25 protein-coding genes are annotated in these 26954 nt (G+C 56.6%); 17 read left to right on the forward strand and 8 right to left on the reverse strand.

The features are described 5' to 3' along the window. Positions 1–240 precede the first annotated feature (240 nt). Together RT657_RS04415 and RT657_RS04420 are read left to right on the forward strand one after the other, a co-directional pair. Entirely contained in the window at positions 241–1497 is a 1257-nt protein-coding gene (locus tag RT657_RS04415; RefSeq protein ID WP_313652763.1) for a polysaccharide biosynthesis protein, read from the forward strand. An 8-nt stretch (positions 1498–1505) separates the two neighbouring features. Further along, complete coding sequence (locus RT657_RS04420; protein ID WP_313652764.1) at positions 1506–2456, forward strand: ATP-grasp fold amidoligase family protein; 951 nt, start codon at positions 1506–1508, stop codon at positions 2454–2456. A gap of 54 nt (positions 2457–2510) precedes the next feature. Here RT657_RS04420 and RT657_RS04425 read toward each other — a convergent pair whose 3' ends face one another. Together RT657_RS04425 and soxS are read right to left on the reverse strand one after the other, a co-directional pair. After that, entirely contained in the window at positions 2511–2792 is a 282-nt protein-coding gene (locus tag RT657_RS04425) for a YjcB family protein (RefSeq protein ID WP_313652765.1), read from the reverse strand. A 242-nt stretch (positions 2793–3034) separates the two neighbouring features. Further along, positions 3035–3460, reverse strand: a complete 426-nt coding sequence (gene soxS / locus RT657_RS04430) for a superoxide response transcriptional regulator SoxS (protein WP_313653195.1) — start codon at positions 3458–3460, stop codon at positions 3035–3037. A 102-nt stretch (positions 3461–3562) separates the two neighbouring features. Between soxS and soxR the strand changes: the two genes are divergently transcribed. The 4 genes from soxR to RT657_RS04450 all read left to right on the forward strand — a co-directional run bounded on the left by soxR (position 3563) and on the right by RT657_RS04450 (position 8232). Beyond that, the gene (soxR, locus tag RT657_RS04435; protein WP_313652766.1) at positions 3563–4048 is read left to right on the forward strand and encodes a redox-sensitive transcriptional activator SoxR; all 486 of its coding nucleotides are present in this window, start codon (positions 3563–3565) and stop codon (positions 4046–4048) included. A 40-nt stretch (positions 4049–4088) separates the two neighbouring features. Beyond that, positions 4089–4754 carry a glutathione S-transferase gene (locus tag RT657_RS04440; protein ID WP_313652767.1) on the forward strand — a complete coding sequence of 222 codons (666 nt, stop codon included), beginning with the start codon at positions 4089–4091 and terminating at the stop codon, positions 4752–4754. Positions 4755–5087: 333 nt separating this feature from the next. Beyond that, complete coding sequence (locus RT657_RS04445) at positions 5088–6437, forward strand: NCS2 family permease (RefSeq protein WP_313652768.1); 1350 nt, start codon at positions 5088–5090, stop codon at positions 6435–6437. Positions 6438–6582: 145 nt separating this feature from the next. Continuing rightward, complete coding sequence (locus tag RT657_RS04450; RefSeq protein ID WP_313652769.1) at positions 6583–8232, forward strand: Na+/H+ antiporter; 1650 nt, start codon at positions 6583–6585, stop codon at positions 8230–8232. 42 nt (positions 8233–8274) lie between these two features. On the opposite strand, the gene RT657_RS04455 is transcribed toward RT657_RS04450, so the two are convergent. Continuing rightward, entirely contained in the window at positions 8275–9177 is a 903-nt protein-coding gene (locus RT657_RS04455) for a LysR family transcriptional regulator (RefSeq protein WP_313652770.1), read from the reverse strand. Positions 9178–9281: 104 nt separating this feature from the next. On the opposite strand from RT657_RS04455, the gene RT657_RS04460 reads away from it, so the two are divergent. The 3 genes from RT657_RS04460 (at position 9282) to RT657_RS04470 (ending at position 11074) form a co-directional block, all read left to right on the forward strand. After that, positions 9282–9707 carry a CidA/LrgA family protein gene (locus tag RT657_RS04460; protein WP_313652772.1) on the forward strand — a complete coding sequence of 142 codons (426 nt, stop codon included), beginning with the start codon at positions 9282–9284 and terminating at the stop codon, positions 9705–9707. Continuing rightward, positions 9700–10395, forward strand: coding sequence for an LrgB family protein (locus RT657_RS04465; protein WP_313652773.1), 696 nt, complete (start codon positions 9700–9702; stop codon positions 10393–10395). The genes RT657_RS04460 and RT657_RS04465 overlap by 8 nt, the downstream gene beginning before the upstream one ends. Positions 10396–10528: 133 nt before the next feature. Then, positions 10529–11074, forward strand: coding sequence for a YfaZ family outer membrane protein (locus RT657_RS04470; RefSeq protein ID WP_313652774.1), 546 nt, complete (start codon positions 10529–10531; stop codon positions 11072–11074). A 67-nt stretch (positions 11075–11141) separates the two neighbouring features. On the opposite strand, the gene RT657_RS04475 is transcribed toward RT657_RS04470, so the two are convergent. The 3 genes from RT657_RS04475 to acs all read right to left on the reverse strand — a co-directional run bounded on the left by RT657_RS04475 (position 11142) and on the right by acs (position 15219). Next, entirely contained in the window at positions 11142–12797 is a 1656-nt protein-coding gene (locus RT657_RS04475; protein WP_313652775.1) for a cation acetate symporter, read from the reverse strand. Continuing rightward, the gene (locus tag RT657_RS04480; RefSeq protein WP_111140226.1) at positions 12794–13123 is read right to left on the reverse strand and encodes a DUF485 domain-containing protein; all 330 of its coding nucleotides are present in this window, start codon (positions 13121–13123) and stop codon (positions 12794–12796) included. The genes RT657_RS04475 and RT657_RS04480 overlap by 4 nt, the downstream gene beginning before the upstream one ends. A 140-nt stretch (positions 13124–13263) precedes the next feature. Next, the gene (acs, locus tag RT657_RS04485) at positions 13264–15219 is read right to left on the reverse strand and encodes an acetate--CoA ligase (RefSeq protein ID WP_313652777.1); all 1956 of its coding nucleotides are present in this window, start codon (positions 15217–15219) and stop codon (positions 13264–13266) included. Between the two features lie 585 nt (positions 15220–15804). Between acs and gltP the strand changes: the two genes are divergently transcribed. The 6 genes from gltP to RT657_RS04515 all read left to right on the forward strand — a co-directional run bounded on the left by gltP (position 15805) and on the right by RT657_RS04515 (position 22641). After that, on the forward strand, positions 15805–17106 hold the full coding sequence (gene gltP / locus RT657_RS04490; protein WP_313652778.1) for a glutamate/aspartate:proton symporter GltP: 1302 nt from the start codon (positions 15805–15807) through the stop codon (positions 17104–17106). Positions 17107–17325: 219 nt separating this feature from the next. Next, complete coding sequence (locus tag RT657_RS04495) at positions 17326–17601, forward strand: hypothetical protein (protein WP_313652779.1); 276 nt, start codon at positions 17326–17328, stop codon at positions 17599–17601. Between the two features lie 113 nt (positions 17602–17714). After that, positions 17715–18089, forward strand: coding sequence for a helix-turn-helix transcriptional regulator (locus RT657_RS04500; RefSeq protein WP_313652780.1), 375 nt, complete (start codon positions 17715–17717; stop codon positions 18087–18089). A 415-nt stretch (positions 18090–18504) separates the two neighbouring features. Further along, on the forward strand, positions 18505–19416 hold the full coding sequence (gene murQ, locus RT657_RS04505) for an N-acetylmuramic acid 6-phosphate etherase (RefSeq protein WP_313652781.1): 912 nt from the start codon (positions 18505–18507) through the stop codon (positions 19414–19416). After that, positions 19416–20870 (forward strand): PTS N-acetylmuramic acid transporter subunit IIBC, encoded by a 1455-nt coding sequence (murP, locus tag RT657_RS04510; protein WP_313652782.1) that lies wholly within the window; start codon positions 19416–19418, stop codon positions 20868–20870. Before murQ ends, murP begins: the two co-directional genes overlap by 1 nt. Positions 20871–21096: 226 nt before the next feature. Further along, positions 21097–22641 (forward strand): methyl-accepting chemotaxis protein, encoded by a 1545-nt coding sequence (locus RT657_RS04515; RefSeq protein WP_313652784.1) that lies wholly within the window; start codon positions 21097–21099, stop codon positions 22639–22641. 22 nt (positions 22642–22663) lie between these two features. On the opposite strand, the gene RT657_RS04520 is transcribed toward RT657_RS04515, so the two are convergent. Next, positions 22664–23629 carry an AraC family transcriptional regulator gene (locus tag RT657_RS04520; protein ID WP_313652786.1) on the reverse strand — a complete coding sequence of 322 codons (966 nt, stop codon included), beginning with the start codon at positions 23627–23629 and terminating at the stop codon, positions 22664–22666. 104 nt (positions 23630–23733) lie between these two features. On the opposite strand from RT657_RS04520, the gene RT657_RS04525 reads away from it, so the two are divergent. Together RT657_RS04525 and RT657_RS04530 are read left to right on the forward strand one after the other, a co-directional pair. Beyond that, positions 23734–24921: an MFS transporter gene (locus RT657_RS04525; RefSeq protein WP_313652787.1), complete on the forward strand. Its 1188-nt coding sequence runs from the start codon at positions 23734–23736 to the stop codon at positions 24919–24921. 212 nt (positions 24922–25133) lie between these two features. Then, positions 25134–25343: a DUF1471 domain-containing protein gene (locus RT657_RS04530; protein ID WP_313652788.1), complete on the forward strand. Its 210-nt coding sequence runs from the start codon at positions 25134–25136 to the stop codon at positions 25341–25343. A 353-nt stretch (positions 25344–25696) separates the two neighbouring features. Here the strand turns inward: RT657_RS04530 and sbmA are convergent, their stop codons facing one another. Next, complete coding sequence (sbmA, locus tag RT657_RS04535; RefSeq protein WP_313652789.1) at positions 25697–26938, reverse strand: peptide antibiotic transporter SbmA; 1242 nt, start codon at positions 26936–26938, stop codon at positions 25697–25699. Positions 26939–26954 lie beyond the last annotated feature (16 nt).

Here is a 26954-nt window from a genome sequence, read left to right on the forward strand (position 1 = left end):
TAAGGCTCTTTAGGGCTGTTCTGCTTTCAGCCTGAAATCGTTTCCATCTGAAGTGATTCGCACCATTTATAATAAGAATTATCCTGAATTCACTCTTCGGAATATGATCTGCTTCTCACTTTTTCGGACCAGTTTGGTCTGAAGTCTTACATTTTCGCCAGGCCCACTGCGCGCTTATTAATTCGTTACAGGGATGTTGTACCGAAGCGGTTGTAGTTGAGCATTACTAAGGAAGAGTCGATGAAATTGAGCGTAATGTCTAATGCCGCCTGGATGATGTCTGAAAAGATCATCTCTGTATTTGGCGTCATTTTTGTGACGTCTTACGTGGCGAAATCCTTTGGTCCGACCGTGTTCGGCCAGATGGCGTTTTCTACCTCACTATTTGCAATGGTGCAGACTGTTGCAATCTTTGGCACCGAAACCATTCTGTTCAAACGCGTCAGCAAAAATGCGGCCAAAGGTCTGCGTCTGATGACGATCGCACGCACGTTGCGAATGGTGCTGCTGCTGGCAACGTCGGTGCCAGTCTTAATCTGGGTCTGGTACAACATGCAGGAAAATTTCCTGGCATTTGCACTGGCCTCATTTGTGGCCTCGGTGTTTGTCACTCAGGACACTTTCAGCGTCTATAACAACGCCCGGCTTGCCTCACGGCTGAACACGATTGCCAACGCAACAGGCATGCTGCTGAGCTTTGCCATCAGCTTCACTATCGCCTGGCTGCGTCTTAATCCGCTCTGGCTGACGCTGTCGATTGTGGCTGTGACACTGGTGCCTTACCTGATTAAACGCCGCAACTTCTATCAGGACCATCAGGATCAGATGCCGCCGCGCGAAAAGCGCACCGCCTATCTGCGTTATCTGATGTACGCCGGTCTGCCGCTGGCCATCTCCAGCATCTTTATCTCGGTGCAGGTTAAAGCCGCTCAGATGTTTCTGGCGGGCACCGCGCCCGCGCGCGATCTGGGTCTGTTTGCGGCGGCCAATACCATTTCCGCTTCCTGGATTTTTATCCCGGTGGCGCTCATCACCTCCTGCTTCACTGAAATTTTCAGAGAGCGCGGTGAGGTCGCTATTAAGCTGGCTGCGCGGCTCAATGGCTATGTTATGGCTGTCTCGCTGTTGATGCTGCTGGTGATTTCGCTTTATGGCGAGCGGATCATCATTGCGCTCTACGGGCCGGAATACACACAGTCAGGCAGTCTCATTACGCTGCTGTCGATAGCGACCAGCTTTTCGGCAATGGGGACAGTCGCGTATCGCTACATGGTTAAAGAGGGAGGATTCAACTACCTGCTGAGGAAGATCATCTGTCTGATGGTCATTAGTCTGCCGCTCTCCTGGTGGTTGATTCAGGGGCACGGCATCATGGGAGCCGCGTGGAGCGTGTTCCTTTCAGAGCTTTTGTCCCTGACCGTCATGAATTACTTCTTTAAAAACGGCGTCATTCAAAAGATTCAGGTTTCCTCACTCAACTACAAAACCTACAAATGAGGTCAGATATGCTCAAGTTGAAAGAAGAACTCAGAAGAAGTGTGCAGTACTTTATCAAGAAGATGCCCTGGGCTTATCAGGACCGCATCTACTACTTCCACAAGTTCAGAAAGCTGCCCAATCTGCGTCAGCCAAAGGTGTTCAACGAGAAGGTGCTGTATCGCAAATTTATCTTCGGTGACTACCAGAATTACGGTCGCCTGTCAGATAAATACTCGGTGCGCGAATTCATTGCTGAGAAAATCGGTAATGAATACCTGATCCCGCTGGTTCACGAAACCACTGACCCGACTACGCTGAACAGCCTGCCCTGCTGGAAAGGCACAGTGATCAAGCCGAACCACGCCTCCAACATGGTGGAGATTCTGCTGGAAGAGCCGGATGCCCTGCGCAAGCAGCAGATCATTCATGACTGTTACCGCTGGCTGAAGACCGACTTCGCTAACGAAGCGCGTGAGATCCACTATCGCTACATCAAGCCACGCATTCTGGTGGAGAAGTACATTGGTGATGGCAAAAGCGCGCCAGTCGATTACAAGTTTCACATGTTCAACAAGCGTGATGGCAGGTTCGAATATGTGCTGCAGGTGATCTACAACCGCTGCCAGCCGCTGCTGTCGATGAATTTCTATGTGAACAACCTCAGCGAGGCGTATCACAAGATTCGTGATACCGGTCTGGATGTCTCGCCAATCATGCCTTCGCTGGAGCATGCGCTGGAACTGAGCAAGAAACTGGCCAGTGATTTCGACTATGTGCGTGTGGACTGGTATATCCACGACGAACAGATCTACTTTGGCGAGCTGACCTTCACCCCGGGTGCAGGGCTGGTGACCGGATTGGATCGCGGTTTAAATCAGATGATGGGAGATATGTGGATTCAGGACCGTCGCGGAACGCAGAGGCCGGGCGTGGCAGTGCAGGATGTCAATATCCCTGCCTTGTTAAAGAAAATTTAAGTACACACAGCAATATAAAAAACCCCGCTTCGCGGGGTTTTTTATGCGCAGAAATCAGGGCATCGGCCAGTCAGCTGGCGCCTGACTCATCGCTTCAATAAAGGCATGTTTTGAGATAGCCAGGAAGTTATGCACGTTGTCCATGCTCAGGGTAATGCCCATCAGCCCGGTCACAAACCAGCAGGTCATGCCTAAACCCACTCCGCCACACATAAAAGCCATCACATGACGGCTGTCCTGACGAAGTTTCGTTTTCAGAGTGCTGGCAAAAAACATCATGACTGCGCTCAGCAACTCCCAACGCATAACAAGAAAACTGGCGGTTAACGTAGCCATCGGCCGGACCTCAATATCAGTAAGTATCCCTGACAATCTGCGGACATCACCGGCGGCGGAAAAGCGTGTCAGGAAGACTTCTGCGCCGTCAAACCAGGTTCAAAGTGTGACTTGGGTCACATTATATCACTCGATTTGAAATTTTGAACAAAATTTGACTCACTGCGTGGGCAGGAAATGAACAGCGGCGGGATAACGAGGGAGAAATCAGAGAGATGCGCCGGGCCAGGCGCATCTCAGCATCAGCGAACCGGGCAGCATTCGCCAGTGGTGCGCTGGGTAAAGCTGTTCAGCGTGTCATTGCAGCCAAAACTCAGCAGGCGAGGGCGCTGAAGGGCCTGACGACGCATGGTGTGGCGGTAGGCCGTCGGCGTCTGTGAAAACTGACGACGAAATACCCGTGAGAAGGTCTGCTGCGAGTCATAACCATATTGCATTGCGATATCAAAAACCGGGCGCTGCGTCTGCGACAGGGCTTCTGCGGCCAGCGTCAGACGACGTTCACGAATATAGCCACCCAGCGTCTGTTTCGTTACGGAACGGAACATACGCTGCAGATGCCATTTCGAATAACCTGACTTCGCAGCCACTTCGTCGATCGACAGGCTCTTATCGAGGTTCTGATCAATCCAGTGCGTCAGGGAATGAATGATCTCTTCTTGCATGATGGCCTCATCCTTCTGGTGTGTAATAAAGCGGTAACGGCAGTTTAGTCGTTGTGATGGAAAAGAAGTATAATTCCTCAAGTTAACTTGAGGTAAAGGCTGAGAATGAAAAAAGAACGCAACTATCCAAAACCGGTTTTAACACCGGGTGAAGTGGCGCGCCGCAGCGGTGTAGCGGTTTCCGCGCTGCACTTTTACGAATCGAAAGGATTAATCTTCAGCACCCGTAACAGCGGTAATCAGCGGCGATACAGTCGTGACGTCCTGCGCCGCGTCGCGATTATTAAAATTGCGCAGCGCATCGGTATACCGCTGGCGACGGTCAGCGAGAGCCTCGATCACATCCCGGCGAATAAACGCATGTCGACGCCGGAGTGGGATGCGCTGACTCAGCACTGGCGCGAAGAGCTGGACAAGCGGATCGAAACCCTGACCCGCCTGCGCAATGACCTGGATGGCTGCATCGGCTGCGGCTGTCTGTCGATGCGCGACTGCCCGCTGCGTAATCCCGGTGACCGGCTGGGTCAGCAGGGTTCCGGTGCAGTGCTGCTCGATCCTGAACAGGATGACAGACAGCCGGACAGTGAGTGACGTCTATACTCAGGGAAGGTCCAATACACAGGGAATCACGATGATCACCGTTCACCATCTTGAGAAATCGCGCTCGCATCGGGTGCTGTGGCTGCTGGAAGAGCTGGAAGTGCCTTATCAGATTAAACGCTATCAGCGTGAACCGACCATGCTGGCCCCGGCGGCGCTGAAAAAAGTGCATCCACTGGGAAAATCGCCGGTTATTACCGATGGCAACCAGGTAGTCGCTGAGTCCGGGGCCATTCTCGAATACCTGGAAGAAAAGTATGACCAGGCGTTCCGGCTGAAGGTGAATGATGAGGCGTCGCGGTTGCAATGCCGCTACTGGCTGCACTATGCCGAAGGGTCGCTGATGCCACTGCTGGTGATGAAACTGATCTTCGGGCAGATGGGGAAAAAGCCGGTGCCCTGGCTGCTGCGTCCGGTAGGCGCGGCCTTTGGTAAAGGGGTACAGAAAGCGTTTCTGGATAAACAGCTCAAGCCGCACATGGCGATGATCGAACAGCATCTGGCGACGCAGCCCTGGTTTGCCGGCCCGCATCTTACCATTGCGGATATCCAGATGAGTTTTCCACTGCTGGCACTGGCGCAGCGCGCCGGACTCGATCAGATGCCCGCCACACAGAAATGGCTCAATACCGTGCAGCAGCGTGCCGCCTGGCAGCGTGCGATCGACCAGGGCGGCGATCTTTCACTGCCGGGTTAACGCCTCTTCTTCGCCGCCGGAGCAGGTTCTGTTTCTGCGGCAATGCCTATCTCATGAATATTCCCCTGCGGTCAGGAGGGTCGCCACCCTTTCTGACCCGTCTGCGCGCTTGTCATCCCGAAGAATCTCCCTCTGACAGTTGAAAAGGAGCCGCTAAACGCCGGATAATCGCCTGCCTTTTTTATCTGGCCCCGTCTGGCGGGCCACTATCTGCGGCAAGGTAAACGTTTGCCTGTTGGCTTACACCGGGCAGTGACGCCGTCTACCCGCTTATTCCAGGGACAGCGATGGTCGCAGAGCGATCCACACAACAAAAATTTTTGAGGCTCAATTATGTCAACTGAATCACGCCCGGCCAGTGGAAAACTGGACGCCTGGTTCTCTATTACGGCACGCGGCAGTAGCGTGCGTCAGGAAATTCTGGCCGGACTCACCACCTTCCTGGCGATGGTCTACTCCGTCATTGTGGTGCCGGGCATGCTGGGAAAAGCCGGTTTTTCTCCCTCTGCGGTGTTCGTCGCCACCTGTCTGGTCGCCAGCTTTGGCTCCATCGTTATGGGGCTGTGGGCCAATATGCCGATGGTGGTGGGTTGCGCCATCTCCCTGACAGCTTTTACTGCTTTCAGCCTGGTGCTGGGTCAGCACATCAGCGTGCCGGTCGCACTGGGTGCCGTCTTCCTGATGGGCCTGCTGTTTACCCTGATCTCCGTCACCGGCATCCGTGCGTGGATTCTGCGTAATCTGCCGATGGGCGTCGCACATGGCACCGGTATCGGGATCGGCCTGTTTCTGCTGTTAATTGCGGCTGACGGTGTGGGCCTGGTGATAAAAAATCCGGCACCGGGCCTGCCGGTGGCGCTGGGTCACTTCACCACCTTTCCGGTGATGATGACGCTGCTGGGCCTGTCCGCGATTATTGGCCTGGAGAAGCGTCGGGTGCCAGGCGGCATTCTGCTGACGATCGTTGTTATTTCACTGCTGGGTCTGATATTTGACCCGGCGGTAAGCTATCAGGGGCTGTTTGCGCTGCCAGCACTGCGTGACGCCAGTGGTCAGTCGCTGCTATTCAGCCTCGATATTATGGGCGCGATGCAGCCTGCGGTGCTGCCCAGCGTACTGGCGCTGGTGATGACGGCCGTGTTTGATGCTACCGGCACCATCCGCGCAGTGGCAGGCCAGGCCGGTCTGCTGGATCAACGGGGCCAGATCATCAATGGGGGGCGCGCGCTGACCACCGACTCTGTCAGCAGCCTGTTTGCCGGGCTGGTGGGGGCATCTCCTGCGGCGGTCTATATTGAATCGGCGGCTGGCACGGCGGCGGGGGGCAAAACCGGACTGACCGCAATTGTGGTCGGCCTGCTGTTCCTTGTGATCCTGTTTATGTCACCGCTGGCGTATCTGGTGCCTGCGTACGCCACCGCGCCAGCCCTGATGTATGTCGGCCTGCTGATGCTCAGCAACGTGGCGAAAATCGACTTTAATGATTTTGTCGATGCGATGTCGGGCCTGCTTACGGCGGTGATCATCGTCCTGACCTGTAACATCGTGACCGGCATCATGATCGGCTTCGCCAGTCTGGTGATTGGCCGTCTCTTTGCCGGGGAGTGGCGGAAGCTCAACGTCGGCACCGTCATCATCGCTGTGGCGCTGGTGGCGTTTTACGCCGGGGGCTGGGCGATCTGACTGTACAACCGGACGTGCGGCTGCAGGTCCGGGATTTTTCACTGTTTTCCCCTCAGTCGCACGCGTAGCTGACAAACTTCACCGCGGTTTGTTTTACACTTTAGCGCTTAACCAATGACTGAAAGAAACGACGCCTAAGGAAAGCATGGAAATCTTTTTTACTATTCTCATCATGACGCTGGTCGTGTCGCTCTCTGGCGTCGCGGCCCGCATCCTCCCTTTTCAGATCCCGTTGCCGCTGGTGCAGATCGCTGCCGGTGCGCTGCTGGCCTGGCCCACGTTTGGTCTGCATGTAGACTTCGATCCGGAGCTGTTTCTGGTGCTGTTCATCCCGCCGCTGCTGTTCGCGGATGGCTGGAAGACGCCGATTAGCGAGTTCCTGCATCATGGCCGCGAAATCATCGGCTTAGCGCTGGCGCTGGTGCTGATTACCGTCATTGGTATCGGCTATCTGATCTACTGGATGGTGCCCGGCATTCCGCTGATCCCGGCCTTTGCACTGGCCGCCGTCTTGTCGCCAACCGATGCCGTGGCCCTCTCCGGCATTGTCGGTGAAGGCCGCATTCCCAAGAAGATTATGTCGATTTTGCAGGGTGAAGCCCTGATGAATGACGCATCGGGCCTGGTCTCCTTGAAGTTTGCCGTGGCCGTCGCGATGGGTACGATGGTATTTACCTGGGGCGGCGCGAGCATCGAGTTTCTGAAAGTGGCCATTGGTGGTCTGGTGGCGGGTGTGGCGGTCTGCTGGCTCTATGGAAAATCGCTGCGTCTGCTCAGCCGCTGGAGCGGTGACGATCCGGCCACCCAGACTGTGCTGCTGCTGCTGCTGCCGTTTGCCTCTTACCTGATTGCCGAGCATCTGGGCATGTCGGGCATACTGGCGGCCGTCGCGGCCGGGATGACCATTACCCGTTCCGGTATCATCCGTCAGGCGCCGCTGGCGATGCGGCTGCGTGCTAACAGCGTCTGGCAGATGCTGGAGTTCGTCTTTAACGGCATGGTCTTCCTGATGCTGGGCCTGCAGTTGCCGGACATCCTGCAGACCTCTGTCGACCAGGCGCAGGCCGATCCCAATGTCGAACTCTGGATGCTGTTTGCCGACATCGGGCTGGTTTATCTGGCGCTGATGGTGGTGCGTTTGGGCTGGCTATGGATTATGCAGCGATTCAGCAAACGCCTGCTGAAGAAAAAGCCGCTGGAGTTTTCGAACTACTCACTGCGTGAACTGCTCATCGCCTCCTTTGCCGGCGTGCGCGGTGCGATTACCCTGGCGGGTGTGCTGTCGATTCCCCTGTTCCTGAGCAATGGCGATCCCTTCCCGGCGCGCTATGAGCTGGTCTTCATCGCCACCGGCGTGATCCTCTTCTCGCTGCTGGTGGGTGTAGTTATTCTGCCGATACTGCTGCGCGGCATCGACAGCATCGACAAAGGCGCACATCGTCGCGAACTGCAGAGCGCCCGGGCGGTCATGGCCGGAGCGGCGATTGAGAGCCTGCACAAGATGGAAGAGCGGCTGGAAAAGGAGTCGGAAGAGAACATCGATCCGGAGCTGCTGAAAGAGGTCAGCCTGCGGGTGATTGGCAATCTGCGCCGCCGCGCCGAAGGGAAGAATGACCTGGAACATGCGCTGTACGCAGAGAATCTGGAGCGGCGCTTCCGTCTGACCGGACTGCGCGCCGAGCGTGCCGAGGTCTACCATCTGCGCGCCACCCAGCAGATCTCCAACGAAACCATGCAGAAATTACTGCATGATCTGGATCTGCTGGAAATCCTGCTGATCGAAAAAGAAGAGTAAGTTCAGGCTGGCACGCCTGCGTTCATGCAGCGTGCCAGCGTTTTATACCGACAGGCGCGGCGCTTCATCCGGCCAGTGCTCGCGACAACAGGCTATCCACGCCTGCGCACTGCGCGACAGATAGCTGCCCTCCCGCCAGATCAATCCCAGACTCCACTTCAGTTCCGATTCCAGCGGCAGCCACAGCAGAGACTGTTTGTCCAGGCGCTGACAGATCGGCTCCGGCAGAATGGCTAGCCCCATTCCGGCCTGCACCATGGCCGCCAGAAAATCCCACTGCCCGCTGCGCACCGCCACCGTGGGCGTCAGGCTGAGCCGCTGAAAGGCCTGCATCAGCTGACGATTCAGTGAGAACTCCTCATTGAAAATCAGCAGCGGATGCTGTGCGAGTTCGGTCAGGCTCATCTGCTGGCGGTCAAGCCACTCAGGATGGCGCGGCAGGAGCACACAGAGCGGATGATGCATCAGCGGCAGGGTATTCAGCGGTAACCCGGCATCTACCGGCAGGGCGGTCAGGGCGATATCAAGGCTGCCCGCCAGCACCGCCTGCTGTACCGTCAGGCCGCCAAACTCAGCGATCTTCAGCTTTACGCCGGGATAGCGGCGGCGAAAGGCGGAAATTGAACCCGCTATCTGCATACCGACCATCGGCGGAATACCAAGCCGTAATTCGCCGGTTTTAAGCTGGTTGATGTCACCGATCTCCGCCTCCAGCTGATGAAACTCCTGCAGGATCGCCAGACCACGCTGATAGACCGCCTCGCCACTGTCGGTAAGGTGCAGACGCCGGCCATCGCGCAATATTAGCGTACAGCCCAGCTCCTCCTCCAGCTGACGCAGCATCTTGCTGATGGTCGGCTGAGTCACAAACAGCTTTTGCGCCGCCCGGGTAAAGCTCTGCTGGCGGACCACTTCAGTAAAGTAACGCAGGGCACGAACATCCATCACTATTCCTTTCAGGCATGATTGCGATAATTTTAATTCATTTTTTTCACCTTCTGTGGGCGTTTTATACTGGTGTGGTCAATTTAATCGGGAGAGAGAGCAAGATGGCGTCAGTGCGGGTTTCACACAGTTACCGTGCCGCGCAGTGGTTCAGCCTGCCGCTGCAGCTGGGGTTCTATATCGGCCTCTACATCGCCTGCGATCGGCTGGTGAGCTGGCTCCATCTGCCGCTGCCCGCCAATATTGTCGGGATGCTGCTGATGCTGGCGTTAATCGTGACGCGAATCGTGCCGCTGAACTGGGTCAGAGTGGGATCGCGCTGGCTGCTGGCAGAGATGCTGCTGTTCTTTATCCCGGCGGTGGTGGCGGTGGTGAACTATGGCGATCTGCTGCGGATGGAGGGCTGGCGCATCTGCGTGGTGATTGGCGTCAGTACCCTGCTGGTGCTGGCTTCAACGGCCTGGGTGGTGGACCGGCTTTATCAGTATGAAGTCGCGCGTGCCGCGCGTAAGCAGGCGCCTGATGCGTGATCTCCTGCTCAGCCTGCTGTGTGTGGCGGTTACGCTGCTGGTTTATGCGCTGAATAAACGGCTCTATCGCCGCTGGCGGACGCTGCTGTTGATGCCCCTGGTAATGACGCCGCTGGTGCTGGTGGCGCTGCTGCTGCTGACGCACATCAGCTGGCAGGATTACATCGCAGAAAACCACTGGCTGCTCTGGCTGCTCGGCCCGGCCACGCTGGCCTTTGCGGTGCCGGTCTATGAGAACGTGGCGATCATCCGACGTCACTGGCTGTCGCTGAGCGCAGGCGTGGTCACCGCCACGCTGGTCGCCGTCTGCAGTTCCGTCTGGCTGGCGCGGCTGCTGACTCTGCCGGAGTCGATCCAGCGCAGTCTGGCCGTGCGATCTGTTACTACGCCTTTTGCGCTGGCGGCGGCAGGACCGATTGGCGGACAGCCCGATCTGGTGGCGCTGTTTGTGGTGATTACGGGTGTCTTTGGCATGGCGGTGGGGGATGTGCTGTTTCTGCGAATCGCAATAAAACAGGGCGTCGCGAAAGGTGCCGGATTCGGCGCGGCCTCGCACGGGGCCGGAACCGCACGGGCGTATCAGCTGGGACAGCAGGAGGGGGTGGTAGCCAGCCTGGTGATGATGCTGTCGGGCGTGGTCACCGTCGTGATGGCACCTCTGATTGGTCACCTGATGTGGACAATATAGTCTACACTGCGTTGCACGGATGACGACAGGCAGAAAGGGACACGGTTTTTTACGTAAAGTTTTCGCTATTTTGTTGTCTCCCCCTTTCAGGCTGTTACCCTTGCGGCCGGATTAATTGTCATGGAGTGGAATCATGTTTAAGCAACTTGTTGCCGGGAGCGCCCTCGGGCTGGTTTTAATGAGCGGTGCCGCGCAGGCGATTGAAGGCAGTGTGGACGTCAGCGAGCACAACACCAATCTTAATCTGGGTCTGGGCACGACCACCCCGGGTCTGTTTCTGAAGGGCAACTGGCTGCGTAGCGACCACGACGGCAGCACCTACGGTGCCGGTCTGGGCTACAACGTTGACTTCGGGCCTCTGCGTCTGGCGCCGACCGCAAAAGCGATCTTCACCCATCCCGAAGATGGAAAAGATGGATTTGCGGTGGCGCTGGGTGGTGCCGCGAACTACAGCTTCAACAGCATGTGGGGCGTCTATGGTGAATATTATTATGCGCCGGAGTCGTTTACCGATCATCTCGACAGCTATCAGGAAGCCGCTGGCGGCCTGAGCTTCACGCCGGTTTCCCTGCTGAACCTGCGCGTGGGTTATCAGTACATCGAACTGAACAACAAAGGTGGACGCAAAGATAACGTGCTGGTCGATGGCCCGTACGTAGGTGCCTCGCTGCGTTTCTGATTCTGTTGCATGCTGAAAAGAAAAGGGCGGCTGTTATCAGCCGCCCTTTTTTTGTTACACCTAAAAATCAGTGCGCTTTGCCCTGCTGAATACCGGTGCCGGTCTGTGAACGAATAAACTGCGCCCGGAAGCGGGAACGCTCCTCTGCACCCTGCGGCGTATGGTCGGTAATGGAGAAGATCCAGATGCCGATAAACGCCACAACCATAGAGAACAGCGCCGGATACTCATACGGGAAAATCGGCGAGGCGTTACCCAGTACCTGCACCCACACGGTCGGACCGAGGATCATCAGGATCACCGCGGTCAGCAGACCGAGCCAGCCGCCCACCATCGCACCGCGCGTCGTGAGTTTCGACCAGTACATCGACAGCAGAATGATCGGGAAGTTACAGCTGGCCGCAATCGAGAAGGCCAGCCCGACCATAAAGGCGATGTTCTGCTTCTCAAACAGGATGCCCAGCGCAATCGCTACCATACCCAGCGCCAGTACGGTGATTTTGGAGACCCGCAGCTCATCTTTCTCGCTGGCCTGGCCTTTGCGGTAGACGCTGGCGTAGAGATCGTGCGACACCGCCGAGGCGCCTGCCAGGGTTAAGCCCGCGACCACCGCCAGGATTGTGGCGAAGGCAACCGCAGAGATAAAGCCCAGGAAGGTGCTGCCCCCCACGGCGTTAGCCAGGTGGACCGCTGCCATATTGGTGCCGCCAATCAGCGCGCCGCTGGCATCTTTGAAAACCGGATTCGCACCGACCAGCAGAATGGCGCCAAAGCCGATGATAAAGGTGAGGAAGTAGAAATAGCCCATAAAGCCGGTGGCCCAGAAGACGCTCTTACGTGCCTCTTTGGCATCCGCCACGGTGAAGAAACGCATCAGGATATGCGGTAATCCGGCCGTACCGAACATCAGCCCCAGCCCCAGCGACAGCGCCGAAATAGGATCTTTTACCAGTCCACCCGGCTGCATAATGGCGTTGCCTTTGGGATGAACCGCCATCGCCTCAGTGAACAGCGTATTGAAGCTGAAACCAGTCGCCTTCATCACCATTACCGCCATAAAGGTGGCGCCAAACAGCAGCAGCACCGCCTTGATGATCTGTACCCAGGTGGTGGCGAGCATACCGCCAAACAGCACATACATCACCATCAGAATGCCGACCAGCACCACCGCCACATGATAGTTAAGGCCAAACAGCAGCTGGATGAGTTTACCGGCGCCGACCATCTGCGCAATCAGGTAGAGCGCCACCACCACCAGCGACCCGCAGGCCGACAGGATACGGATCGGCATCTGTTTCAGACGGTAGGAGGCGACGTCGGCAAAGGTATAGCGACCCAGATTGCGCAGCCGCTCGGCGATTAAAAACAGAATCATCGGCCAGCCGACCAGGAAGCCGAGCGAGTAGATGAGACCGTCATAGCCCGAGGTGTAGACCAGCGCCGAAATGCCCAGGAACGAGGCGGCTGACATAAAGTCACCTGCCATCGCCAGGCCATTCTGAAAGCCGGTGATATTGCCGCCTGCGGTGTAGTAATCGTTACGCGACCGGGTGCGTCTGGACGCCCAGTAAGTAATCCCCAGCGTGGCACCGACGAAAACCATAAACATGATGATCGCCTGATAGTTGGTCGCCTGGCGCTGCACTGCACCGGTAATCGCATCGGCTGCCAGGGCAGAAAATGGCAGCAGCATGGCCAGCAGCCATAAGGTGAGACGGGTCATGATTTCACCTCGCTGAGGATCGCTTTAGTTAAACGGTCAAACTCACCGTTGGCGCGCCAGACATAGACGCCGGTCAGTACAAACGACATCACAATCAGGCCGACACCAATCGGTATGCCGCGCGTGACACTGGTGCCCGCGTGCAGCGGCGTACCCAGCCAGCCGGGTGCGAACGCAATCAGCAGGATAAAGCCGACATACAGCACCAGCATAATCAGTGACAGCAGCGTGGCAAACGCCTGACGTTTACGGACTAATTCATGAAAACGGGGATTGCGCTCAATCTGCTGATTGATGGCATCCTGATTTGAAAGGGCGTCATTCATCACATTTTCTCCAGAGGGCTTGCAGGCGAGAACCTCGCGTCAGGGCGCGGATTCAGCTGGTTTTAGTAGTTGTGACTCGCGAAACAGACTGCGTAGGGCGGGGGTGGCGGGAAGCGATCTTCCCGCCGGATTGTGTGCTCTTAAGGCATTTTGATCGATTGCTTCTCCTCAAGCAGTTTCTCCACCACGCCAGGATCGGCGAGGGTTGAGGTATCACCCAGATTACTGGTGTCGCCGGTGGCGATCTTGCGCAGAATACGGCGCATGATTTTGCCCGAGCGGGTTTTCGGCAGAGAATCAGTCCAGTGCAGCACGTCCGGTGTGGCGATGGGGCCGATCTCTTTACGGACCCACTGCCGCACTTCGCTGTACAGCTCCGGCGACGGCTCTTCGCCGTGGTTCAGGGTAATATAGGCATAAATGGCTTGGCCTTTGATGCTGTGCGGGATGCCGACTACCGCCGCTTCGGCAATTTTCGGGTGTGAAACCAGCGCCGATTCGATCTCGGCGGTGCCAAGCCGGTGACCCGAGACGTTGAGCACGTCATCGACACGTCCGGTAATCCAGTAGTAACCATCTTCATCGCGTCGGGCACCATCACCGCTGAAGTAGGCATTTTTAAAGGTAGAGAAGTAGGTCTGCTCGAAGCGGTCGTGATCGCCATAAAGCGTACGTGCCTGGCCGGGCCAGGACTCGGTGATCACCAGGTTGCCTTCACAGGCGCCTTCCTGCGGCTGACCTTCGTTGTCCACCAGCGCCGGTTGCACGCCAAAGAAAGGACGGGTAGCGGAACCGGCTTTCAGCTCAGTCGCCCCTGGCAGCGGTGTGATCATGAAGCCGCCGGTCTCGGTCTGCCACCACGTATCCACGATCGGGCAGCGGCTGTTGCCGATTTTTTTGTAGTACCACTCCCAGGCTTCCGGGTTAATCGGCTCGCCGACCGATCCCATAATGCGCAGACTACTGCGGTCGGTGCCTTCAATCGCCTTGTCGCCCTCCGCCATCAGCGCACGGATGGCCGTTGGCGCGGTGTAGAGCAGGGTAACTTTATGCTTGTCGACCACTTCCGCCATACGGCTCGGCGCTGGCCAGTTCGGCACCCCTTCAAACATTAGCGTGGTTGCTCCACAGGCCAGCGGTCCATAGACCAGATAGCTGTGGCCCGTCACCCAGCCGACGTCAGCGGTACACCAGTAGATATCATCCGGATGGTAGTCAAAGACGAACTTGAACGTGGTCGCGGCGTAGACCAGATAACCGCCGGTGGTGTGAAGCACCCCTTTAGGCTTGCCGGTCGAACCTGAGGTATAGAGGATAAACAGCGGATCTTCCGCGCCCACTTCGGCTGCCGAATGATTGGTGCTGGCGTTCTGCGTCAGGTCGTGCCACCAGCGATCGCGGCCTTCCACCCAGCCGATATCGTTACCGGTGCGCTGAAATACCACCACGTTTTTCACGCTGGTCACGTGAGGATTTTTTAAGGCGTCGTCGACATTTTTCTTCAGCGGAATGGGGCGACCCGCGCGTATCCCTTCGTCGGCTGTAATGACCAGCGACGCGCTGGAGTCGACGATACGCCCGGCGACCGCTTCAGGTGAAAAGCCGCCGAAGATAACGGAATGAACGGCACCGATACGCGCACAGGCCAGCATGGCCACGGCCGCTTCAGGCACCATCGGCATGTAGATCGCCACGACATCGCCTTTCTTCACCTCCAGCAACTCCAGCACGTTGGCAAAGCGACAGACTTCGGCATGTAACTGGCGGAAAGTCAGGGTTTTGCTTTCACTGGCGTCATCACCTTCCCAGATAATGGCCGGGTGATCGCCGCGTGTCGCGAGATGACGGTCAAGGCAGTTTGCCGCCAGGTTGAGCGTGCCATCTTCGTACCAGCGAATATCAATGTTACCTGGCGCAAACGAGCAATTTTTCACTTTGCTGTAAGGCTTAATCCAGTCGAGGATTTTGCCCTGTTCACCCCAGAAACTGTCTGGATCATCGACAGATTGCTGATACATCGCCTGATACTGCTCTGCGGTAATCAGGGTGTTTGCTGCAATATTCTCTGGAACCGGATGTTTGTGTATTTGGCTCATGGCGGATCTCCTTGAAGTTGTTAATGATATGTCAATCAATAGTTAATTAAAGCCCGCCCGTGAGCTTTGTTTCTTTTTTGCGCCACAGATCACGGGATGAACCGCTCACCGTGAAGTGTGAAGCCATTCTGATATTTCCGTTGAACTCTCTGGGGTTGGTGGGGAATAAATAAAAGGTGTCAGACGGGAGTGAGCTGGATAAAAAGCAGGCAAACGCGCTGGCCGCGTTTTTAACCAACGCTGCATAGCTATGCGGAAATTCATCTAACTATTACTTTTCATAACAGCAGGTTAGGGATTTTTACTTCTGGCAGCACTTTATGCTACTCAGATGGCTAACTTTTAATCGGATCCGCCAGGGGTTGCATTTACCACAGCGAAAATGGTACTTATCTCGCCCCTGTTCTGCAGGTATCAACTCAGACAGCGTCTGAATATGGGTATGAGAATCATCAGATTTTCATACGAGGCGCTGTTTCAAGACACCCTCTAATTTACCGGGCTTTTTGCTCACTCCCTGTGTGTATTGTCTTCTGCACCTTCGCAGTAGAGAAAAACGGGTTTTGACTGAGGAAATTACGCGTTATGAAAGGTTTTAAAATCAGCCTGGCCTGGCAGATTCTGACAGCTCTGGTGCTTGGCATCATCGTGGGCGCTGTGTTGCATAATCAGCCAGACAATCGTGAATGGTTAGTCACCAACATTCTCAGTCCTGCAGGCGATATCTTTATTCATCTTATCAAGATGATTGTGGTACCGATTGTGATTTCATCCCTGATTGTCGGCATCGCTGGCGTTGGTGATGCAAAGAAGCTGGGACGCATCGGCGTCAAAACGATTCTCTACTTTGAAGTGATCACCACCCTTGCCATTGTGGTCGGTATTACGCTGGCCAACGTATTTCAACCCGGCACCGGCATCGATATGTCAACGCTGGCAACGGTGGACATCTCTAAATATGAAGCGACAACGGCAGAAGTTCAGGGTGGCCCACACAGCCTGGTGACTACGATTCTGTCGCTGATCCCGCAGAACATCTTCGCCTCCATGGCGAAGGGCGACATGCTGCCGATTATCTTTTTCTCGGTGCTGTTTGGCTTAGGCCTATCGTCACTGCCGTCAGCGCAGCGCGATCCGCTGGTGAATCTGTTCCGTGGCGTTTCTGAAGCGATGTTTAAAGTGACCCACATGATCATGCGTTATGCGCCGGTAGGGGTGTTTGCGCTGATTGCGGTGACCATTGCGAACTTCGGCTTCGCCTCGCTGTGGCCACTGGCTAAGCTGGTGCTGCTGGTTTACGTGGCGATCCTCTTCTTCGCCTTTGTGGTGCTGGGTGGGGTTGCGCGCTTCTGTAAACTGCGGATCACTACGCTGATGCGTATTCTGAAAGATGAGCTGATCCTCGCTTACTCGACCTCCAGCTCAGAAACCGTGTTGCCGCGTATCATGGAGAAGATGGAAGCCTACGGCGCGCCGAAAGCGATTACCAGCTTCGTGGTGCCAACCGGTTACTCGTTTAACCTGGATGGGTCGACGCTCTATCAGAGTATCGCGGCGATTTTTATTGCGCAGCTCTATGGCATCGACCTGTCGCTGACCGACGAGATCGTGCTGGTACTGACGCTGATGGTGACCTCAAAAGGGATCGCGGGCGTGCCGGGTGTTTCCTTCGTGGTGCTGCTGGCTACGCTGGGCAGCGTCGGCATTCCGCTGGAAGGCCTGGCGTTTATCGCAGGTGTTGACCGTATTATGGATATGGCGCGTACCGCGCTGAACGTGATTGGTAACGCGCTGGCGGTGCTGGTGATTGCCCGCTGGGAAAACCAGTTCGACGCCGAACAGGCGAAACAGTATGAGCTGCAGTTGCGGACACAGACCGCAGGCTGATTGCTGTTTTTGCGCAGAAGAGGGCTCAACGAACGTTGGGCCCTTTTTGTTTGCCGCGTTTTTACGGGCGTCTGGTCAGGAAAGGTTGCCACTCATATTTAGTGATGTTTTTATCACTAAAATTCGCTGTCCATAACGCTTTAATTTCTTTTATACTCTTTTTACTCATTGTTTAAACGGATGAAATGAAGGCGCTTTGACAACATGGAGTGTTGACGGATGCCAGAGATCAACTGGACGAAAAAAGCACTGAAACAGCTATATGGGCTGCCTCAGAAAGAAGGTAACGCCATTGAAGAGGCAGTAGAGGCACTGTCTGCGTGGCCGGATATTCCCCATCTGAAAGTCGAAAAACTCACGGATGACAAAGAAAAAAGAATGAAGCTGGTGGTGGGGCACTACCGCGTGCTGTGGAAAATAGAGAAAGGTCAGCCAGTGGTGATAGCGATTCTGGAAGTCGTGCGACGAACATCGGCGACCTATAAAAAGCGTTAGCATGCAGCTGGGAGCAGCCTGCGGCACCACTGCTTTTATAACAGTTAAGAACATAGCGATGTCGCGCCAGCAGACGAGCACAGGTCTGACGCGACAGTAAGGAGTCATGACTCATGAATGCGATACAGTTTCTGACAGATGAGCGCGGGAACCGCACCGGTGCCGTTATCCCCATCGAGCTGTTTAACCGGCTGATGGCCGACCGGCATTTAGAAGACGTATTTGAAGCTCTTCCCTGCAAAGCAGGCCCGGACGATGACGAAACGATTCCCCATGACGTCATGAAAATCAGCCGAAGGCAGTCTGTTCCTTTGCATGTTGCCTGGCGTTTGTATCGTCAGATGTCACAGGAAGAGGTCGCGAAAATATTAGGCATCACCCAGGCGGGCGTATCGATGCTGGAGTCGAGAAAGAAACCGCAGAAGAAGACGCTTGAGAAGCTGGCAGCCTTATATGACTGCAGAACGACGCAGCTTTACCTTGACTGAATGTCTCTGCTTTTCGCTCACAGGATGCCCGTTCCGCCGGAAAAAACACCTGTGTAAATCCTGCCAGAAGCCTTGTCAGCAACCACAGAGCAACCTGAAACGGAAAGGTTCACCTGAAAAAGGAAAGTGTCTCACGCAGGCAGGGCGTGGGCCGGGCGTCATGGATGACGAATGCGTTCTGAGAATCCAGTGAACTTTTTCTGACCGGCCCCCGTTTCGCATCGACGCCACTGATTGCAATGCACAACACTCAAATCTCATGTGCCGGACAGCCTGCGTAATTGCGCCGCTGCCAGGCCCAACCTCTCCAACATGACTTACTCCACATCCATTAAAAAAAGATCTCACTCAATGAATTAATCATTCGCTATTATGAATTATTATTTGAATAATTTATTCTTTAGCGGAGCCCGCCATGAAACTCGATCTCAGCCAGATGATCACCGAAGGCCGCAACCCGGCCAGCCAGAACATTGACGAACTCTCTACAGAAGCGATGCTGCGCGTCATTAATGATGAAGACAAAAAGGTGGCGCTGGCGGTTGAGGCCATTGTGCCGCAGATCGCGCAAGCCGTTGACGCCATCTGCGCGGCGTTTCAGGCGGGAGGTCGGCTGATTTATTGCGGCGCGGGCACCTCCGGAAGACTGGGTATACTGGATGCCAGCGAATGCCCGCCGACCTTTGGCACCCCGCGCGAGCAGGTGATCGGCCTGATCGCCGGCGGCCACCCCGCCATCCTGCAGGCGGTTGAAAACGCCGAGGATAACCGTGAGCAGGGTGCGCAGGATCTGAAAGATATTCACTTCAGCCGCCACGATGTGCTGGTGGGGATCGCCGCCAGTGGCCGTACCCCTTACGTACTGGGGGCACTGGCCTATGCAAACGAACTTGGCGCAACGACCGTGGCGCTCACCTGCAATCCGGGCAGCGCGATGTCACAGGTTGCCGCGATTGCGCTTACGCCGGTAGTCGGCCCGGAAGTGGTTACCGGCTCGTCACGTATGAAAGCGGGCACGGCGCAGAAACTGGTGCTCAATATGCTCACCACCGGATCGATGATCCGCAGCGGCAAAGTCTATGGCAACCTGATGGTGGATGTGGAGGCGACCAACCAGAAGCTGGTGCAGCGTCAGGTTAACATCGTCATGCAGGCGACAGACTGCGATGACACCACCGCCCGCGCCGCGCTCTCCACCTGCGGCGGTCACTGCAAAACCGCCATCCTGATGGTACTGGCCGATCTGGATACCAATACCGCAAAAACGCTGCTGAGCCAGCATCAGGGCTTTATCCGCCAGGCACTGCAGGCTGCGGGAGCACGCTGATGGCCAGCCTCACCGAAGCACTGTTGCCTGAGATCCTGCAGGCGGTCGGCGGCGCGCAGAATATCGCGGCCTGTGGGCACTGCATGACACGGCTCCGGCTCACGCTCAATCAGCCGGCGCAGGCGGACCTGAAGCGGTTAAAAAGCCTGCCCGGCGTGCTGGGCGTTATCGACAGCGATGCCCAGCTACAGATCGTTGTCGGCCCCGGTAAAGCGCAGACCGCCGCCGAAGGGATGCAGCGTCTGCTGGCGCAGGGTGACACCGCCCGGCCACCGCAGGATGGCACAATGGAACTCAGCCAGCTGGCGGCGCAGAACAAACAGCAACTGAAGGCGAAACAGACCGGCGGCGTACATCAGTTTCTGTCGCGCTTTGCGACCATCTTTACGCCGCTGATCCCCGGCTTTATCGGTGCCGGGCTGCTGCTGGGTTTTGCCACGCTGATTGAACAGAGTCTCCACCTCAATGCGCCCGGCGACCATGCGCCCTGGCTGCTGCACACCGTGGCCTACATGAAAGTCTTTGGTAAAGGGCTGTTCACCTTTCTCAGCATCCTGATTGGCTACAATGCTCAGAAAGCGTTCGGCGGCAGCGGCGTCAACGGCGCCATTATCGCCTCGCTGTTCATGCTCGGCTATGTGCCGACCGCCACGACCGGCTATTACAGCGGCATGGAAAACTTTTTTGGCCTGGCGATTAACCCGCGCGGCAACATTATCGGCGTGCTGATGGCGGCGATTATTGGTGCAGGGATTGAGAAACAGTTGCGCAGAATCATTCCTGACAACCTCGATATGATCCTCACCTCGCTATTTACCCTGCTGATTACGGGGGCCATCACCTATCTGCTGATCATGCCGCTGGGTGGCGAACTGTTTAAAGGGATGTCGTGGCTGTTTATTCATCTCAACAATAACCCCTTTGGCTGTGCAGTGCTGGCCGGGCTGTTCCTGATCGCGGTGATGTTCGGCATTCATCAGGGCTTTATTCCGGTCTACTTTGCGCTGATGGAGACGCAGGGCTTTAACTCACTGTTCCCGATTCTGGCGATGGCTGGCGCAGGGCAGGTCGGCGCCTCCCTGGCCCTGTGGTGCAAAGCCGAAAAGGGCGCGCTGCTGCGGGCGCAGATCAAAGGGGCAATTGTGCCGGGTCTGCTCGGCGTGGGTGAACCGCTGATTTATGGGGTGACGCTGCCGCGTCTCAAGCCTTTTATTACCGCCTGTGGTGGCGGGGCGCTGGGCGGTTTCTTCATCGGTCTGGTGGCATGGCTGGGCCTGCCGGTGGGGATGAATACCGTCTTCGGACCATCCGGGCTGGTCACGCTGCCGCTGATGACCTCCAGCCAAGGGATCTTCGCCGGTATGGCGGTTTACCTGGCCGGGCTGATCGTGGCGTGGGTTGGCGGATTTCTGCTGACCTGGTGGTTTGGCACCCGGGGTGTTGATCTGCGCTGACGGACGGCCCGAACCCTCCAGTCTGGCTAACCGATAACCTATCGGCGAAAGTGTAAAAGCCACTGCAGAGTGGCTTTTTTCGCGGTAGAAATTTAACAAATACATTAAAGAGAGCCCCAAATGATGCCGAAAACATAAAAAATGGTAATCGTTATCTCTCAGCCCGCCGTTTACACGCAGGCTTTCCGGCTCTCGCGTACAAAAGCCGGGTTTTTAAGGATCCGTAATGCGTAACAATCAACCTGTCTCCCAGCATGAGTATCTGTTCGACGATCATGCGACCCTGATGTCGACCACCGATCTCAACAGCCATATCACCTATGCAAATGATGCTTTTATTGAGGTGAGTGGATTTACTGCCGACGAGATCAATGGCCAGCCGCATAACATTGTTCGTCATCCCGACATGCCGCCAGAAGCCTTTGCCGACATGTGGGCCACGCTGAAGCAGGGCGAACCCTGGACGGCGCTGGTCAAAAACCGCCGTAAAAATGGCGACCATTATTGGGTAAGAGCGAATGCCATCCCGGTGGTACGGGACGGCAAAGTACAGGGCTTCATGTCGGTGCGAACCAGGCCCACAGCAGACGAAGTGCGTCAGAGTGAAGCGCTCTATCAGGATTTTCGTGAAGGGCGTGCCGGAGGACGGCGTTTCCACAAAGGCCTGCTGCTCCACAGCGGCTGGCGTCGTCCTTTCTCCCTTCTGAAAACGCTGCCCCTGCGCTGGCGGATCCGCAGCACCCTGCTGATGCTGCTCCCGCTCTCCATCGCCGGCGTCTGGGCGCTGGGAATGCCCCCTGCCGCGCTGGCTGGTTTTAGTGCGGGCATGGCTGGCCTGCTTCTGCTCAGCAGCCTGTGGCTGGAGCAGCAGATTTCTCGCCCCGTTGAACGGATGTGCCAGCAGGCGCTGAGCGTCGCCACCGGGGCGAATCACAAAGTAGAACAGATGGACCGGGTGGATGAGATCGGTGTGACGCTGCGCGCTATCGGCCAGCTCGGCCTGATGTTCCGCTGGCTGGTGGATGATGTCAGCGGCCAGGCAATCAATGTGCTCAGCGCCAGCGATGCCATTGCCCGCAGCAACAGCGAGCTGAGCCGCCGGACCGAGCAGGCCGCCGCCAATGTGCAGCAGACGGCTGCCACCATGAACGAAATGACCGCCACGGTGAAGAGTAATACCGAAACGGCCAGAGAAGTGAATATGCTGTCGGCCGACACCAGCAACGCGGCTATCAAAGGCGGCAGCGTAATGAACGAGATGATGGGCATCATGGGCGAAATCGCCGACAGTTCAAAGCGGATCGCCAACATTACCAGCGTGATCGACGGCATTGCTTTCCAGACCAATATTCTGGCGCTCAACGCCGCTGTGGAAGCGGCACGGGCTGGCGAGCAGGGCAAAGGTTTTGCCGTGGTAGCGGGTGAGGTACGCAGCCTTGCACAGCGCAGCGCCAAAGCCGCCAGCGAAATCAAAACGCTGGTGGAAACCAGCGCCAGCCGCGTCCAGTCGGGCAATAATCACGCCAGTGCGGCGGGCGTGACTATGCAGGATATCGTCTCGCAGGTGCAGAACGTGACCGCGCTGATTGCCCAGATCAGCGCCGCGACGGCGGAACAGGCGACGGCGCTCAGTGAGGTCAGCACCGCGGTGGAAGATCTGGATGATATTACTCACCAGAATGCCGCCCGCGTAACTGAAAGCGCCGAGGCGTCAGATCGTATGACCCATCAGGCTAACCGTCTGGTGGAAGCGATTAGCGTCTTTCGTTAACCGCAAAGCGTAAGCCGCCCGGTTAAGACGCCAGCGCCTGCGGGCCTTCGCGTCCGGCACGCAGTGCCCCGGGGGGCTGGCCGACAATCCGCTTAAAGGCGCGGCTGAACGCCGCAATGGAGCCGTAGCCGAGATGAAACGCGACGGCCTCCATCGCTTCACCGTTATTCACAATCCGCTGGACCGCCAGCCGCATCCGCAATTCCGTCAGATAACGCAGCGGCGTCATGCCGGTGGCGTTGAGAAACCGCCCGGCAAACACCGAGCGCGAACAGCCTGCTACGCTGGCCAGCCGCGCGACCGTCCAGTTCTGGCCGGGGTCGCGATGCATGGCCGCTATCGCCTGACTGAGACGGGGATCGCGCATCGCCTGCACCAGCCCGCTGGACTCACCACAGCCGTTCTCTACCCAGCCGCGCACGATCAGGGCGGCGACCACATCAGCCAGGCGGGACAGAATACCGGCGAATCCGGCCTGGCGGGTGCGGGACTCCCGCTCCATCGCCGCCAGAATCGGCTGTATCTCCGGATACTGCGACAGCAGTGTGCTCACCAGCATCACGTCCGGCATGGTGTTGATCAGCGGCTGCATCCCGCCCAGCTCAAACGCCATGCAGGCACTGAACAGCAGCACGCTGTGCTCATCATCGCAGGCGCCTTCCGGCGCGGCGATGGTACAGACGCTGTCGCAGAGCGGCTTGCTAACCATGTTTTTAACACACTGGCAGGCCACCTCTTCACTTGAAATCAGGCTGTGCGGCTTACCGTGCGGTACCAGCAGCGCATCGCCACTGTTGAGCGGAATCAGCTCGCCGGAGGCGCTGCGCACCAGCAGCGAGCCGCGTCCGACAAAGTGAAACTGCGCCCGACCCGGCGTATCGTCGTAATGCAGCCCGAACGGTGCACTTACTGCGATACGCTGGTAGTTAACGCCATACAGGCGCATGCCCATCAGCAGCTCGCTGGTCAGGTCTCCATAGTGACTCATAACATTCCAGACGAATTATCAAAAAGGAAGGTGTAAGCATCATAGATCGTCCTGATGCGACACTCTATGCTCACACTCACTTTTTTATCTTCCGGAGAAGCAGCATGAGTCTGACAACCGAAGTGGCTGATGAGGTTTCCTCGCCCACCCGTCCCGCGTGGGGCGCGGTCTTTGCAATGGCGTTTGGGGTATTCAGCCTGATTACCGCCGAATTTTTACCTGTCAGCCTGCTGACGCCGATGGCCCACAGTCTGGGCGTCTCAGAAGGGCAGGCGGGACAGACCGTAACCGTGACGGCGCTGGTGGCGCTGTTTACCAGCCTGGTCATCGGCAGCGTCACCCGCCGTATCGATCGCCGCATCGTGATGCTGGTTTTTTCACTGCTGCTGATCGCCTCGGCACTGATGGTGGCCTTTGCGGCTGACCTGACGGTGATCCTGCTGGCGCGGGTGCTGCTGGGGATGGCCATCGGGGGATTCTGGACGCTCTCGACCGCCATTACTATGCGTCTGGTGCCTGCCGACCAGGTGCCGCGTGCGCTTTCGATTGTCTTCAGCGGTATCTCACTGGCGACGATTATCGCCACGCCGCTGGGCAGCTATCTGGGCGGGCTGGTGGGCTGGCGCAACATCTTTATGCTGACCGCCGGACTGGGCAGCGTGGCGCTGCTGTGGCAGTTCTTCACGCTGCCCGATATGCCCGCAGAGAATAAAGATCGCAACGGCGGGGTGCTGGCGCTGCTTCGGATTGGCGTCATGCGCTGGGGTATGCTGGCTGTCATCATGATGTTTACCGGTCACTTCGCTTTCTTTACCTATCTGCGTCCATTCCTTGAAGGGGTTGCGCAGTTCAGTCTCAATCAGCTCTCGCTGGCGCTGCTGGCCTTTGGCGTGGCGAACTTTTTTGGCACCTCGCTGGCCGGTTATCTGGTGACCCGCAGCGTATCGCTGACGCTGAGCGGTATGGCGCTGCTGATGAGCGTCACCGCGCTGCTGCTGGTCACGTTTGGCGGTGTCGGCTGGATGGTCGGCGCGGGCGTGGCGATCTGGGGGATGGCGTTTGGTTCGATGCCGACCGGCTGGTCTACCTGGATTTCGCGCGCGGTGCCGGACGATGCAGAGTCGGGCGGTGGATTACTGGTCGCCACCATTCAGCTGGCAATTACCGTCGGCGCGGCCGCAGGCGGCTGGATGTTCGACCTGCGTGATGCGGGCGGCGTTTTTGTTGCCAGCGGGGTAATGATGCTGCTGGCCGCGCTGACTATTTTCAGCCGGGTCAGACACCACGGCTGATCGCATAAAGGCAGCGGGATATGCTGCCTTTTTTAGTGCGTCTGGATTATTAACCTTTTGAGCGAAAACTGTGCGAAATGTGCTTTTTATATTCAGTTTTACTGAATGAGTTAAGCAAATCACTCCGCTTTTTACTGACTGACTTCGGGGCTAATATATCTATCAACAAGGCAGCACGCCTTACCTGATAAAAATTAACCGAGGAATTGACCATGAAATCTATCAAAACTTTTGCAGCTGTTATCGCGCTCTCTGTTCTGCCATTCGCCAGCTTCGCGCAATCTGTGACCGCTGTCGACTCTACACTGGATGGTGCAGAAGCGAAAATCGCTGCTCAGGCGCAGGATGCTGGTGCTTCATATAAAATCACTGAAGCTTATACCAACAATGGCGTTCACATGACCGCTAAGCTGCTGAAATAAGTTGAGCTTTACCCTCTAAGCTGACAGGACGCCTTCGGGCGTCCTGGCTGCGTTTTCTGCAGATCTCTCTTTAAGCGCCTGATTCTCAGGTGAACGGCCAGCCATTCATTCATCCCGCGTTGTCCTCCATTTCTTTGTTTTCCTGCCCCGCTTCTATCCGGCGCAAAAGATGATCAGCAGCAGCCGGTAAGCTCAGGGCAGACGACGACCGTGCTGCTGGCCGCTGGTCACAAAAAAGCCCGCTTTCGCGGGCCTGACTATCACAGTTTTGCTGCCGGTATGATCGGCATTGAAAGTATCCTGCGACAGGACCGGGCATGACAGGCCGCGGCCCGGCCATCTTCTTTCCGTGGCTACACCTCTTCCGAGGCTTCGCGCATCACCTCATCATGCGGGACATCATCCAGGATCTGCTCAAAACTGCGCAGACGCTTGTAGATCGACATCAGTTCAATCAGCGTCGACCAGGAGGCAATCAGATACTGGAATGCGCCACGCACCTGATCAAACACGTTGGTAATCTGGTTGAGTAAACCCAGCGTGATGGTGCCGGCCACAATCGACGGGAACAGCAGGAACAGGCCAAATACGTTATCGACCTGCAGATAGAGAATGCGGGTGATGTTGAAATAGAGATAGTGGAAGTAGAGACGGAAGTAGTTCACCCGCACCTGACTGAACAGCGCCTTTACCGTCTGCGGCCTGGCGCGATCGGCATGATCTTCGCCGTAGACCAGCTCTTTACGGTAAGCCGCTTCCACCCGCTGATTGCGGAACTCCAGTCCCGGCAGCTTGATCCCGACCAGCGCCAGCAACCCGGTGCCAAACACCGACCAGAGCACCGCCGCAATCACCAGCGCATAAGGAATGTTGCCCAGAATCGGAATATCTTTAACGTGATGAGAGAGTGCCACCAGCACCGGTAAAAACGCCACCAGCGTCATAATCGCCTGGATAAAACTGACACCCCAGTTTTCCAGCGTGGTCGCAAACCGCATGGTGTCTTCCTGCACACGCTGCGCGGCCCCTTCCACATGACGCAGACGCTGCCAGTTGTGCATATAGTAATTGTTCATGGCGGTACGCCAGCGGAAAACCCAGTGACTGATAAAGAAGGAGTTCAGGACGCCAATGACCACCGCAATTAATGCGATGCCAAGAAAGGCGAAAATTTCATGGTAAAACGCCGCAATTTCCACCGATCCCGCTTTGGTCAGCGCCTTCTGAATTAAATCGTAGAACGGACCATACCAGGCGTTAATCGCTACACCGACCTGCACACCAAACCAGGTGACAAAGATAATCAGGGCGGAACCCCACACTGACCAGCGCTGCCACGGATGAGAATCGATAATCCGCCAGACCACGGCAAATATCGTGACCATGATCCAGTAATAGAGATAGAACCAGAGCTGGCTGGCGGCGATAAAACGTGTGGCCGTGGTGGGCAACGGCGCTTTGAGCGCGGCTTCAAATGTGGGCCAGATGCCCGGTAAATCGCTGGCAAAGCCAAACCAGGCAAAAATCGCAAGTAAGCTCCAGACAGCCGCAGAGCTGAAAAACAGCGCTGGCCGCGGAAAAAAAGATTTAAACATAGGCACTCCGCTGTTG

Source organism: Pantoea sp. (assembly GCF_032114055.1).
GTDB lineage: Bacteria > Pseudomonadota > Gammaproteobacteria > Enterobacterales > Enterobacteriaceae > Pantoea.